The sequence below is a fragment of the Bradyrhizobium betae genome, from assembly GCF_008932115.1.
GTDB classification, from domain to species: domain Bacteria; phylum Pseudomonadota; class Alphaproteobacteria; order Rhizobiales; family Xanthobacteraceae; genus Bradyrhizobium; species Bradyrhizobium betae.
The window spans coordinates 6,015,577-6,028,490 of the sequence record NZ_CP044543.1 but is presented as its reverse complement, the minus strand read 5'-3'; the positions used below and the strand labels follow the sequence as shown (position 1 = coordinate 6,028,490).

The window sequence follows — 12,914 nt, the reverse complement described above, 5'->3', positions numbered from 1 at the left end:
ACCATGTGCGGAATCAACGGCAGCTTCGCCTACCGCGCGGATGCGCCCCCTGTCGACCGGGCCGAACTGCTGCGCGTGCGCGACGCGATGGCCGCGCGCGGGCCGGATGCCGCGGGTCTCTGGCTCTCCGACGACGGTCGCGTCGGCTTCGGGCATCGGCGCCTCGCCATCATCGATCTCAGCGAGGGCGGCGCGCAGCCCATGCGCGATCCCGACACCGGCAACTGGATCTGCTTCAACGGCGAAATCTACAATCATCAGGCGCTTCGCGCCCGCCTCAACCGCGACGGGATCGTGACGCGGACCCAGTCGGATACCGAGGTCCTGCTCAAGCTCTATGCCCAGCGCGGCGACGGCATGTTCGCCGATTTGCGCGGCATGTACGCCTTCGCAATCTGGGACGAGCGCCGCCGCGAAATGCTGCTGGCTCGCGACCCCTTCGGCATCAAGCCGCTCTATGTCGCGGACGACGGTGCCACCATGCGGTTTGCATCGCAGGTCAAGCCGTTGCTGCAGGCGCCGGTCGACCGCCGCCCTGAGCCGGCGGGTCATGCCGGCTTCCTGATGTGGGGATCGGTGCCCGAGCCCTACACGCTCTATCGCGGCATTCGGTCGCTGCCGCCCGGGCACTGGCAGCGCTTTGCCGACGGACGCGCCGCAACACCGGTCCGCTTCGCCAACATCGTCGATGCGCTCGGCCGCCTGCCCTCCGCCGCCGGCAGCAAGACCGACGACGCGCTCGACCAGATCGCCGCGGCCGTCAAGGACAGCGTCGCCGCGCACATGGTCGCGGACGTGCCGGTCGGCGTCTTCCTCTCGGCTGGCCTCGACTCCACCATGCTCGCGGCCTGCGCGGCGGGTGCGGGCGAGTTGCGCACGCTCACCCTCGGCTTCAGCGAATATGCCGACGGCCCCCATGACGAAGCGGGACTTGCCGACGAGGTCGCCGGCCTGCTCCACGCCAAGCACGCGCTGCACCGGATTTCCGCGCGCGATTTCGAAGGCGACCGCGACAAACTGATCGATGCGATGGACCAGCCGTCGATCGACGGAATCAACGTCTGGTTCGTCTCCAAGGCCGCCGCCGCGCAAGGCCTCAAGGTGGCGATCTCCGGCCTCGGCGGCGACGAGCTGTTCGGCTCTTATCCGAGCTTCCACCAGGTGCCGCGGCTGGTGAAGCTGATGCGGCGCGCGCCCGTCGGCGAGCGCGCCGGCATTCTGCTGCGCCATCTCGCCCAACCGTTCGCCGCGCATCTGCCATCGCCGAAATATGCCGGCCTCGCCGAATACGGCCGCAGCCTGTCGGGCGCCTATCTGCTCCGCCGCGCGCTGCACATGCCCTGGGAGCTCGGCCGGCTGATGGAGCCCGCGATGGCCAGGGAGGGCCTCGACGAACTCGCGACCATGAACCGCCTCGATGCCAGCATCGACGGGCTGGACAGCGACCGGCTCGCGGTCTCCGCGCTCGAGATGCAATGGTACATGCGCAACCAGTTGCTGCGCGACGCCGACTGGGCCGGCATGGCGCATTCGCTCGAGATCCGCGTGCCACTGGTCGACATGCCATTGCTCAGGGATTTCGTCGAGCTGCCGGACTTGGACGCGACCAGCGAGAAACGCACCATCGTCAGGCGCGTGGCACCCGAATTGCCCGAGGGCGTGCTGAACCGGCCGAAGACCGGCTTTTCCGTGCCGATCCATCAATGGCTCAATCCGGGCGCAGCCAGCGGCGTGATGCGGCATCGCGACTGGGCCAGGCAGCTCTATCGGCATTTCGCGGCGGCATGAGGTCAAGGCCATGAAGCTGCTGCACGTCGTCTCCTCCGTCGATCGCCGCTTTGGCGGGCCCATCGAGGGCGTGCTTCAGCGCGGACTGCGGCTGCGCGAAATGGGGCACCAGATCGAAGTGGCCTCCTCCGACGATCCGGGCGCGCCGCATGTGGAGGCATTCCCGCTTCCCGTGCACGCGCTCGGCCCGCCCAGACGCGGCGGCTATTACTATGCAGCGTCCCTCCGCCCGTGGCTGCGCGCCCATGCCGGAGGTTACGACGCCGTCATCGTCAATGGCCTGTGGCAGTATCACAGCCTTGCCGCCTGGCAGGTGATGCGCGAGCTGCGGCGGCCCTACGTCGTGTTCACGCACGGCATGCTCGATCCCTGGTTTAACCGCGCCTATCCGCTCAAACGTCTCAAGAAGGCGCTTTACTGGCCCTGGGCCGAATACCGGGTGCTGCGCGATGCCGCCGCCGTGCTGTTCACCAGTGAGGACGAGCGGCTGCTGGCGCGCCAATCGTTCTGGCCCTACCGGGCGCGCGAGCGTGTCGTCTCCTATGGCACGCGCCTGCCGCCGCAGGACGCAGCGCCACTGCGGGACGCCTTCCTCGCCGCCCATCCCGAATTGCGCGGCAAGCGCGTGCTGCTGTTTCTCGGGCGGCTGCACGCCAAGAAGGGCTGCGATCTCATGGTCGAGGCTTTCGCGCGCGTCGCGGCCGAGGAGCCGCATCTGCATTTGCTCATGGCAGGCCCCGATCAGACCGGCTGGGTAAGCGACCTCAAGGCGCGGGCACGCACACTCGGACTGGCCGACCGGATCACGTGGCCGGGCATGCTGGAGGGCGATGCCAAATGGGGGGCGTTTTATTCCAGCGAAGCCTTCATGCTGCCGTCACACCAGGAGAACTTCGGCATCTCGGTCGCCGAAGCCCTGGGCTGCGGCCTGCCCGTGCTGATCTCCGACAAGGTCAACATCTGGCGCGAGGTCCTGGCCGCACAGGCGGGCCTCGTCGCCGCGGACTCCGAGGCCGGCACGCTCGAGAACCTCAGGGCATGGCTGGCGCTGCCCGCGGAAGGCCGGGCCGCCATGGGCCAGCGGACGCGCGAGCTGTTCGCGGACCGGTTCAGCGTCGAGCAGATGGCGTCGGCGCTGATCGACGTGGTGAGCGCGGTACAGGCACCGCGCGTCTGATCCGGCAACATCCATCCGGGACGTGACATATCGTTTCCCAGCGACCCGCGGCATCCGGCTGCGCAAATACCTATTTTCCCGGCCAGTTTCCAGCGCCACAACAATGCATCGACCGCCTATTGTTACTTGTCGTATCGTTATAGTGATACTGTCACACGCCAAATGATATCAGGCACGCCAACATGCAGAAGGGAACGCGCTGAGGTCGATCCTGATCAGGATCCTCCCGGTCCCGGTTTCACCTCCAGTCTCGCTTCCGCCTGCAGGCGCCATGACCGATCCCCTAACCGGCTCGGCGGGCCGGGATTTGTCGGGCCGGTCGAAGCCTCGCGCTTCGCCCGCGGAAATGAGGGCGATCATGCGGGTCTTGGTGGTGGGGATCAATTACGCCCCTGATCTGATCGGCGTTGCGAAATACACCACCGAGTTCTGCGAGAGTCTGGCCGATTGGGGCCACGAGGTGCGCGTGGTTACGGCGCCGCCCTATTATCCCGACTGGAAGATTCCCGAGGCGTATCGTTCGGCGTGGTATCATCGTGAAGTCGTGAACGATGTCGATGTTATCAGGGCCCCCATCTACGTGCCGGGCCGCCCGTCCGGTGCCAAGCGCCTGCTTCACCACGCCTCGTTCCTGGTCTCGGCGGCCGCGCCGATGCTGTCGAGCGCGCTGTGGTGGCGTCCCGACATCGTGTTCGTGGTGGCGCCGTCGCTGCTGTCCGCGCCGATGGCGGCCTTCGCCGCCAGGATATCCGGTGCCTCGTCCTGGGTTCACGTCCAGGATCTCGAGGTCGATGCCGCCTTCGAGGTCGGACTGCTGCGCAGCGGTGTCACGCGCAGGCTGATGGCCACCGTCGAACGGTGGATCCTGCGGGCGTTTCATCGGGTCTCGACCATCTCGCCGCAAATGATGGGCCGCCTCGAGCACAAAGGCATCGGGCGCGCCCGGCTGCGCGAATTCCGGAACTGGATCGATACCAGCCTCGTCGTGCCCGGCGACCACCAGACCCAGCTCCGTTCCGAGCTGAAGCTGGCGCCGAGCGACATCGTGGCGCTCTATTCGGGCGCGATGTCGAACAAGCAGGGCCTGGAGCTGATCATCGAGGCCGCCGCGGCGCTCAGGGACAGCCATCCCGCGGTCAAGTTCGTCCTTTGCGGCAACGGCCCGGTCAAGCCAGCGCTGATGCAGATGGCCGAGGGACTGCACAACGTCCGCTTCCTCGACCTCCAGCCGCTCGATCGCGTCTCCGAGCTTCTGAGCACCGCCGACATTCAGTTGCTGCCGCAGAAGGCCGCGATTTCCGATCTGGTGTTGCCGTCCAAGCTCGCCGGCATGCTGGCCTCGGGCCGCCCGCTGATTGCGATGGCCGAGCCCGGCACGGGCATCGCCACCGAGGTCGATGGCGCGGGTCTCGTCATCGCACCCGGCGATGCCGGCGCGCTCGCGGCCGCCGTGGTGACCCTTGCCAGGGACGCGCCCTTGCGCGCCAGCCTCGGCGCAGTCGCACGCGCCCGCGCCGAACTGAAATGGGACCGCATCTCGATCATCCGGTCGCTCGAACGCGAATTCATGGCGCTTCCCCAGCGCGCCGCCGCAACCGCCCAGAGCGTCCCGCAGCCGGCGACACCGGTGCGCTCGATCGAGCATGTCGCGACCGGCAGCCGGCGGCGGCCGGATGCGCCGGGCCGGCTATTCTCGAGACATTCGATGCGCCCTAAGGCGCGGGGCGTCGGCTCCGGAAAAGACTGAGATCAACGCAACTTGCGTGCCGGCATGAAGCAGCTTCGCCCTAGCGGCGCAAATATCGATATCCGACATACAGCGTCGTGAGGTTCACCACCGCCTCCGCCGCCACGAAGGCGAAGACGTCGAACAGCGAAACCAGCACATAGCTGGCCACGATTCCAGCGGCAGCGCCGATGGCGAGCGCCCGGGCAGCGGCCACATAGGCGCCTAGCGCAGCCATGCCCTGCCACATCATCAGCACCAGCGCCATCGTCAGGATCGTCGGTGCGAAGCTGGCAATGACGATCGCGGCCCGATGCAGTCCGGCATCCGAAACCATCGCCGCGATGCCGGCAATGGACGTCGCGCCGACCGAAAATACCACGGCGCAAAGCAGCGTCATTTTCTGCGCGCCCAACATCCCGGCAAGGCCCGGCTTTCCAACCGCTGACAATCTCTCGACCAGGCTCGGGAATTCGACCCGCAGGACGAAGCCCAGGATCTGATTGGCCGCCGACAGGATCTGCTTGGCGTACACGAACAACGCGGTCGTCTCCGCACCGAGATAGGCCGCGCTCAACACCAGTTGAGCGCGCATGACGATCTGTCCCGGCACGATCTGGAACGCGAGCGCGGCGCCGTCCTTGATCGCGCGCACCTGACCCGCTCGTGTCAATCCATGAAAGCGGGGATACCAGCCCTTGCGCGCCAGCGCCGTCCATTGCGCAACGACGGTCAGGAGATACCCGATCGAAAAGGCGCCGCCGAGGATCGCACCGGCGCTCTCATGCGATCCGTACATCGCCAGCATCAGGCCGACGGCATTGATGATGTAGGCGACCGAGCCCGTGATCCCGCTGATGCCGCTCAGCCTCAGCCCGTCAAGCAGGCCGACGCCATTGACGGCCCACAGCAGCAATCCCGGAAAGGCCAGCGACAGATACCATTTCGAAAATTCATCGGAGGAAAACGCGACGACATACGCAGCACCGGCGACACCGATGATCAGCGCCGTCAGGATCCTGATCGCACTGGTATCGCAAAAGAGCTGCCACACCCTGGATCGCGGCCTGCCCTCGGCGGTCATCTGTGCGACGGCCCGTGCGAGCGTGATGCTTGCACCGGCGTCCACGACGATGATGCCCAGAATGGCGAAGGAATAATGCGTGCCGAACTCGGCAAGAAGCTCGTATCTGCCGGCCGCCACGAGTGCGGTCTGGACCAGGAAGATCGCCCCCTGACCGAGCGCCAGCCCCGCGATCAACATGCCGATGTTGACGAATTGCGACCATCGGTCCCGGACCAGCCTCAGCCGTGCGGCGAGCCAGCCTCCGGTGAGTGGGGACGAAGCGCCGTTCTCGGCAGGACTGGAGCTCGCGGCACTGGTTTCAGGCATGGCACCTTCAGACGGACCGCGTCCCATTCGTCCGGTCGTCGGCAGGCAGCCCGGATGCAGCCCGTCATATGGATTGATACGATCACAGGCATATAACAGAGCCCGTGATATCTTTGTCGAAAGCAAATCGTCCCGCGAAACGTCTTCCCCGAAGCCCGCAGCGCCCCAGGCCACGGAAGAAATGTCACAGTCCTGTGCAGTTCGGCACCTAGACGATGCGGATCGTATCTGGATCCGACGCGATCCCTGTATGACAAATTGACGTCATCGGCGCGGGCGCGATGATGAAAGCGAGTGGGTTCATGAGCCTTGCCGTCGTCATCCTGACATACAACGAAGAGCGCCACATCGCGCGGGCCCTCGCCTCGATTGCCGGTATCGCGACCGAGGTCTTTGTCGTCGACAGCTTCTCGACCGACCGGACGGTCGAGCTGGCACTGACGCACGGCGCGGCCGTGCTGCAGAACAAGTTCGTCAATCAAGCCAAGCAATTCCAGTGGGCGCTCGACAATGCCCCGATCACGGCCGAGTGGATCATGCGGCTCGACGCCGACGAGGTGATCGAGGCCGACCTCGCAGCCAGGGTTGGCAACGAATTGCCGCGCCTCGGCAAGGACATCGTCGGGATCAATCTCAAGCGCAAGCACATCTTCCTCGGACGCTGGATCCGCTATGGCGGCCGCTATCCGCTGTTGATGTTGCGGATTTGGCGGCGAGGCCACGGCCGCGTCGAAGATCGCTGGATGGACGAGCACGTCGTCGTATGGGGCGGCCGTACCGTGACATTCGAGGGCGGCTTCGCCGACCACAATCTCTTCGACCTGACGTCCTTCACCGACAAGCACAACAGATATGCGACGCGGGAGGCGATCGAAGTCCTCAACGGGCGATACAAGCTGTTCAAGAGCGACGTCGAGCTGACGGCCAAGGAGGCATCACGTCAGGCCGCCGTCAAGCGCTGGATCAAGGAACGGCTGTACAACAGGATCCCCTATCAGATCAGCGCCCCCTCCTATTTTCTCTATCGCCTGATCTTCCAGCTCGGGTTTCTCGACGGCAAGCAGGGCCTCGTCTATCACGGATTGCAGGGCCTCTGGTATCGCTTCCTGGTTGGCGCCAAGGTGGCCGAATTCGAAGCCGCAATCGTCCACATCGAGGACCGGGCGGAAATGCGCGCCGAGCTCCGCCGTCTCACCGGCTTCGATCTTTGACGCTTGCTACAGCTTCCTGAAGTATCCGTTGATGAACATACCCTTGTCCATCAGGGACGAGACCCCCAGAAATCCTTTCAAGGCGAGCGACGGCACCGGTGACAACGCGCCGAACCTCCTCTTGAATTTTCGATAGTCGAATCTGCTCACCGTCTCGAACTTTATGGCCTGAAAGCCGCGGCTTGCGAACGCCTCGTCCAGACTCTTCACGGTAAAATAGTTCAGGTGCTCCGGCGGCGAAATGAACATGTCGTCCTTGCCCTGAAGCATCGAGAGGTAGGAACGGAAATGCGGGATGGCGATCGCGCAGACCCCGTTCTTCCTGAGCAGCACATGCAGACTTCCGATCGGGTCGGCATCCATCGGCAGGTGCTCGAGGACTTGCGACAGCAGGATCGCGTCGTAACTCCCTGAATTCCTCCGCGCGAAATCCGCGTCGAACGGCTCTGCCTTCGGCTCAAAGCCGGTCATCCGAGCGTGGATCTTCCGCGACGCCTCGCCGAGTTCGATCGCGTCAACGGAGAAGCCCGCGTCCAGCAGCGCCCTGGAAAAAAAGCCGTAGCCGCTGCCGACGTCCAGCGCTCTGGTCCCCGGCGCCAGGCTCTTCAGGGTCTCGGCTATCCGCTTTGCATCAACCGTCGAGTTCGGAAACTCGACCTCTTCCTGGACGGCCTGCTTGTACTGATCCAAGGGGTCGTCGGCGCGAAGGCTGAGCTCCAGGGCGCTCTGCGGGCTCGTGTAGAACTCGTGCAGCTCCTGCTCACTGGGCACAGGAAAGACGAAGGCGCCGCCGCAGTTCGAGCACCTGAAAAGCGGATAAGGCCGGTTGTTGTGCTTGGACCGCTTGGAGAACCAGTATTCGGGCTGAGGGTGCCGGCAGAACAGACAATCGTCAGGGAGGTCCGAACGATCGATCTTGCCGTGCGATGACTGCTGCGAGAGCATGCGTTCAATTCCCAATTGCGATCCGTCTGGCTTGATCAGGCCGGCCTGGCCGCGAAGATGTGCGATGCGTCAGTCCAGCTCAATTTGAATCCGCTGCGCTTGAGGATTTCCTCGATGCGCTTTGGATCGTCGGCCCGACCGCTGCAATCGAGAATGCCGAAATGCACCTCGACGAAGACGTTGCGCAAGCGCTTGTTGGCAAGCGCTCCCTGCAGCCCCTTCAGCACCGACAATTCGTGCCCTTCGACGTCGACCTTGATGATATCAGGCAGTTCGGCCTTACCGCCTTGAATGGCGTCATCGCCGGTCAGCAACTCCACCTCGACGGCGCCCTTGGGAACGGACTCGCCGGGCTGGAGCACCCGCGATGTCGTGCCGTCGCCGCCATCCCCTAGAAATGTCCTGCGCTCGGTTCTGTCCGACAAGCCGAATGGGCGGATCTCGACATTCGGCCGCTCGCCGCAAGCGGATCGCAGCCTGGGCAGGTTCATCGCGTCGGGCTCGAATGCGAAGACCTTGCCGGAGGGGCCGACCCAATCAGCGAAGCTTGCCGTGTAGAGCCCGACATTGGCGCCGACGTCCCATACGACGTCACCCTGGCGACAAGCCAGCATGAGCTGCTTCGAAAACGGACTTTCGTAATCCCTGGTGAAGCGGCCGAGCATCCGCGGCACGCCGGCGGCACGCGCCGCGCGCCGGAGCTGAAGGACATACCTATTGGACATCAACGACACGGCCGTCTCCCAACCAAATGCGCCGCGCAGGCTCATAACAGAACTCGGGACAGATGCAACGTAGCGCGTGCACTTGTTATGTTATTGACGTCGCGTTCGACGCCTTCGTCATCTCGCTGTCGTCTGCGCGGCGCGAAATCATCGCGTGTCACAGTCCTGTACAATTGACGTCGTACAGGACGGGGTCGGCTCGGCGACTGAGCCTCCGGACAGACGCTGTTTGACCAATGCGTGACGAAGCACAGATACTTGATCGCGCCCTCTCCCTGCATAACAAGGGGGATATCACCGGTGCTGCCAAGCTGTATCAACGCATCATCAGGACCAATCCCGGCAATCTCCACGCCGTACATTTCCTCGGCCTCGCCGAGGCTGCATCGGGAAACATCGCGCGCGCCAAGCTGCTGATGCAGCGGTCGCTGCAGGCAAACCCGGCCAATCTGCAGTTCTTCGAGAATTATGCCGCCGTGCTGCATCGGGCCGGCGAGCACGACGAGCTCATCCGGCTCTGTCAGCACGGCCTGCAATTGTCGCCCAACAGCCTCGAGCTCCTGCACGCCGCCGGAGCCGGCTATCTCGCGCTCGGCCGCTTCGCCGAGGCGATCGAGCGGCTGACGCGGCTCGTGGCGCATCATCCCCGTCATTTTCCGGCACACTTCATGCTCGGCTCCGCGCTGGCCAAGACCCGGCAGTACGAGCCTGCCCTCGCCGCCTATGAGCGCGCGCTGCGCCTGCGGCCGGAGCTCGCTGAAGCTCATCTCGATATCGGCACGATCCATTTTACGAATGGCCGCCACGGCGAAGCGCTCCTGTCCTACGACCGCGCGCGCGCGCTCCGGCCCGATCTCGCCGAGGCTTCGCTCGGCCGTTGCCATGCGCTGATCCAGCTTGGCCGGCGCGAGGACGCGCTCGCCGCGGCGGACGAGGCGCTGAGGTTTCGAGCCGATCTCGCCGAGGCCTGGGTTGCCCGCGGCAATGCGTTGCTCGATCTCGATCGTCGGGATGACGCCGAAGCCGCCTACGACCGCGCGCTCGCGATCGGGCCGGAATTCGCAGCCGGCTGGAGCGGCAAGGGTAACGTCTTGCTTCGTTCCGGGCGCCAGCAGGATGCCGAGACCGCATTCGACCGCGCCATCGCCGCGGATGCCGATTTCGCCGAGGCCTGGCTCGGCCGCGGGACCCTTGCACTGTCGCTCGGCCGTCACGTCGATGCTCTTGCCGCACTCGACCGGGCGACAGCTCTCAACCCGAGCCTTGCGGGCGCCTGGCTCGCCAAGGGCCAGGTCGCCTATCTCGAGAAGCGTTACGACGAAGCGCTCGCCGCCTGGACCCGGACACTCGCGCTCAATCCGGATCAACCTTCAGTCGCGGCCGCGTGCCTGCGGGTGAGGATGCACCTCTGCGATTGGTCCGGCTTCGAGGCGGCCTGCACCTCGCTGCGGACCTCGGTCCAGAGCGGCAAGATCATCTCGCCCTTCATGTTCGTCGCGGTGCCGTCCACACCGGCCGAGCAGCTTCGATGCGCTCGCACGTGGATCGGGCACAATTTCCGCAACACCGCTCCGGCCATTCGAAGCAGTTACGGCCACGGCCGCATCCGGCTGGCCTATCTCTCCGCCGACTTCCACCAGCACGCGACATCGCAACTGATGGCTGGTGTGTTCGAACATCATGACAGGGCGCGCTTCGAGGTCACCGCGATCTCGATCGGGCCCAATGACGGCTCGGACATGCGCCGGCGGATCGAGGCCGCCTTCGACCGCTTTGTCGATGCCAAACCGCGTGGCGACGCCGAGGTTGCCGAGCTCGCGAGAAGCCTCCAGATCGATATCCTGGTCGACCTGAAGGGATTCACCCAGGATGCCCGCACCGCCATCCTGGCGATGCGCCCCGCTCCGATCCAGGTCAACTATCTCGGCTTCCCCGGCACCATCGGCGCCGACTTCATCGACTACGTCATCGCCGACCGGCACGTCATTCCCGAGCACGACGTCTCGGCCTATGCGGAAAAGGTCGTCTGGCTTCCCGAGAGTTATCAGGCCAACGATCGCAACCGCGCCGTCGCGGATGTGCCGGCCGTTCGCGCCGCGCACGGTCTTGCCGACGACGCCTTCGTCTTCTGCTGCTTCAACGACAACTACAAGATCACGCCGGACGTCTTCTCCTCGTGGATGCGGATCCTGACCGCCGTCGACAACGGCGTCCTATGGCTGTTCGAGGACAATCCGGGGGCAGCGGATAATCTGCGGCGTGAGGCGGCGGCACGCGGCATCGCGCCGCAGCGCCTGGTCTTCGCCGGCCGGCTCCCGACGCCGGAGCATCTGGCGCGGCATCGCTGTGCCGATCTCTTCCTCGATACGCTTCCCTATGGCGCTCACACCACGGCGAGCGATGCGCTCTGGACCTGCCTGCCCGTGCTCACCTGCCTGGGTGACACATTCGCCGGCCGCGTCGGCGCGAGCTTGCTGCACGCCATCGGCCTGCCGGAGCTCGTGACGACGACGCCGGCCGCCTACGAACGATTGGCAATCGACCTCGCCCACGATGCTCACAGGCTCGCAACTCTCAGGGCAAAGCTCGCCCTCAATCGGTTGCGGGCGCCCCTGTACGACACCGCGCGCTACACGCGCGACCTCGAGACAGCCTACGCCGCCATGATGGAGCGGCATCTGGCGGGACTGCCGCCGGACCATATCCGGGTGCCGGGAACGGCCGAATGCCCATGACCGCCGCCTCCGGACGCACCGGGACGATGGCGATCCTGATGTCGTTCTGGGCATGGTGCGGCCTGCTGTGCTTTCCCATGATCGGCCTGACCGAGGACTATCTGGATGCTCCGACCGCGTTCGGATCTGGCGGCGCCGTTCTGATCGGGCAGACCGCGGGGCTGGTCCTGTTCCTGACGGCCGTGACCCTGGCGCGGCCATTCCAGCTTCTCGCCAGCCTGACGCGACTGAGCCTCGCGCAGGCCGCGATCGTCGTCATCATCTATCTCTCGCTCGGGCTGCAATTGCAGGGCGACGAAGGATCGACGTTCATCGGCATCTTCTACACCAGCCTGCTGATGATGACGGCCCTGACGCTGTCTGTCGTATGGACGCTGGAGCCGAATGATCTGGAAAGCGGCCTCGGCATGGCCTCCATCATCTTCTGCGTGTTCGGCATCTCCGCCCTCGCCGTGCTCGGCCTGCCTGAGAACCGCAACGTGGGGGGCATCCAGCCGAACCTGTTCGCCGCACCTCTCCTGATCGCATTCATCTTATCCCAGTTTCGCCCCGGCCTCATCAGCCTCGCCGTCAGGATCGCGTGCTTCGCGATGGTGGCGCTGGTCAGCTCGCGCTTCGCGTTGATCGGCTGCATCACCGCCCTGCTCGTCTACGAGCTGACCTACAGGCCGCTCAGCGCGTGGAAGCTCGCAGCACTGGTTCTCGTCGTGGTGTCCGGCATCATTCTCTGGCCGCAGATCGCCAGCATGCTGGCGCTCGACGATCCCAGCCGGGACGCGTCCTCGGGCTTTTCGGGACGCGACGAATATTGGTACAGCGCGCTCGCCGCGATCACGGATCACCCGTTCGGCATCGGCTTCAAGCGCGCGACGGCCGCGGAGGCCGGTCACAACGGTTATCTGAAGACCGTCGTCGAATTCGGCGTCGTCGGCGGCGGACTGATCATCTTCCTGCTTGCCTGCACCATTGCCGCTGCAACCCTCGATGTCGTGAAATCGGCGGGCAGGACCCTGCAGGATCATCGCTTTGCCTGCGCGCGCCTGGCCGGATTGGTCGCTCTCGCCTTCGGCGCCTTCTTCCAGCCGCAACTCCTGAGCCTCGGCGACGCCTTCGGTGTGTCGCTGCTGCTGCTGCTGTTCAGACCCCGGACAAAACCGGCCCCGCACCGCGCGCCGGTGACGCGGTTGCACGCCCCCGCAATGCCGGGCTAGGCG

Annotated in this window: 9 protein-coding genes; 6 read left to right on the top strand and 3 right to left on the bottom strand. The window is 65.2% G+C overall.

Annotated features, from left to right (window positions below):
- The first annotated feature begins 3 nt into the window (after window positions 1-3).
- From asnB to F8237_RS29000, 3 genes are all read left to right on the top strand, one after another.
- On the top strand, window positions 4-1,788 hold the full coding sequence (gene asnB, locus F8237_RS29010) for an asparagine synthase (glutamine-hydrolyzing) (protein WP_151649599.1): 1,785 nt from the start codon (window positions 4-6) through the stop codon (window positions 1,786-1,788).
- Between the two features lie 10 nt (window positions 1,789-1,798).
- Window positions 1,799-2,965: a glycosyltransferase gene (locus F8237_RS29005; RefSeq protein ID WP_151649598.1), complete on the top strand. Its 1,167-nt coding sequence runs from the start codon at window positions 1,799-1,801 to the stop codon at window positions 2,963-2,965.
- Between the two features lie 358 nt (window positions 2,966-3,323).
- Window positions 3,324-4,712 carry a glycosyltransferase WbuB gene (locus tag F8237_RS29000; protein WP_151649597.1) on the top strand — a complete coding sequence of 463 codons (1,389 nt, stop codon included), beginning with the start codon at window positions 3,324-3,326 and terminating at the stop codon, window positions 4,710-4,712.
- Window positions 4,713-4,752: 40 nt separating this feature from the next.
- On the opposite strand, the gene F8237_RS28995 is transcribed toward F8237_RS29000, so the two are convergent.
- Window positions 4,753-6,084 carry a hypothetical protein gene (locus tag F8237_RS28995; RefSeq protein WP_151649596.1) on the bottom strand — a complete coding sequence of 444 codons (1,332 nt, stop codon included), beginning with the start codon at window positions 6,082-6,084 and terminating at the stop codon, window positions 4,753-4,755.
- Between the two features lie 302 nt (window positions 6,085-6,386).
- Here F8237_RS28995 and F8237_RS28990 point away from each other — a divergent pair, with 302 nt between their 5' ends.
- Entirely contained in the window at window positions 6,387-7,295 is a 909-nt protein-coding gene (locus F8237_RS28990) for a glycosyltransferase family 2 protein (protein ID WP_151649595.1), read from the top strand.
- A 6-nt stretch (window positions 7,296-7,301) separates the two neighbouring features.
- Here F8237_RS28990 and F8237_RS28985 read toward each other — a convergent pair whose 3' ends face one another.
- Together F8237_RS28985 and F8237_RS28980 are read right to left on the bottom strand one after the other, a co-directional pair.
- Entirely contained in the window at window positions 7,302-8,240 is a 939-nt protein-coding gene (locus F8237_RS28985) for a class I SAM-dependent methyltransferase (protein WP_151649594.1), read from the bottom strand.
- A gap of 35 nt (window positions 8,241-8,275) precedes the next feature.
- The gene (locus tag F8237_RS28980; protein ID WP_244626164.1) at window positions 8,276-8,965 is read right to left on the bottom strand and encodes an FkbM family methyltransferase; all 690 of its coding nucleotides are present in this window, start codon (window positions 8,963-8,965) and stop codon (window positions 8,276-8,278) included.
- A 236-nt stretch (window positions 8,966-9,201) separates the two neighbouring features.
- Here F8237_RS28980 and F8237_RS28975 point away from each other — a divergent pair, with 236 nt between their 5' ends.
- Both F8237_RS28975 and F8237_RS28970 read left to right on the top strand, forming a co-directional pair.
- Window positions 9,202-11,700 carry a tetratricopeptide repeat protein gene (locus F8237_RS28975; protein ID WP_151649592.1) on the top strand — a complete coding sequence of 833 codons (2,499 nt, stop codon included), beginning with the start codon at window positions 9,202-9,204 and terminating at the stop codon, window positions 11,698-11,700.
- Complete coding sequence (locus tag F8237_RS28970) at window positions 11,691-12,911, top strand: O-antigen ligase family protein (protein WP_151649591.1); 1,221 nt, start codon at window positions 11,691-11,693, stop codon at window positions 12,909-12,911. The genes F8237_RS28975 and F8237_RS28970 overlap by 10 nt, the downstream gene beginning before the upstream one ends.
- Window positions 12,912-12,914 lie beyond the last annotated feature (3 nt).

Coding starts and splice junctions, on each gene's coding strand:
- asnB (WP_151649599.1), top strand. CDS start 4: ATGTGCGGAATCAACGGCAGCTTCGCCTACCGCGCGGATGCGCCCCCT.
- F8237_RS29005 (WP_151649598.1), top strand. CDS start 1,799: ATGAAGCTGCTGCACGTCGTCTCCTCCGTCGATCGCCGCTTTGGCGGG.
- F8237_RS29000 (WP_151649597.1), top strand. CDS start 3,324: ATGCGGGTCTTGGTGGTGGGGATCAATTACGCCCCTGATCTGATCGGC.
- F8237_RS28995 (WP_151649596.1), bottom strand. CDS start 6,084: ATGCCTGAAACCAGTGCCGCGAGCTCCAGTCCTGCCGAGAACGGCGCT.
- F8237_RS28990 (WP_151649595.1), top strand. CDS start 6,387: ATGAGCCTTGCCGTCGTCATCCTGACATACAACGAAGAGCGCCACATC.
- F8237_RS28985 (WP_151649594.1), bottom strand. CDS start 8,240: ATGCTCTCGCAGCAGTCATCGCACGGCAAGATCGATCGTTCGGACCTC.
- F8237_RS28980 (WP_244626164.1), bottom strand. CDS start 8,965: ATGTCCAATAGGTATGTCCTTCAGCTCCGGCGCGCGGCGCGTGCCGCC.
- F8237_RS28975 (WP_151649592.1), top strand. CDS start 9,202: ATGCGTGACGAAGCACAGATACTTGATCGCGCCCTCTCCCTGCATAAC.
- F8237_RS28970 (WP_151649591.1), top strand. CDS start 11,691: ATGCCCATGACCGCCGCCTCCGGACGCACCGGGACGATGGCGATCCTG.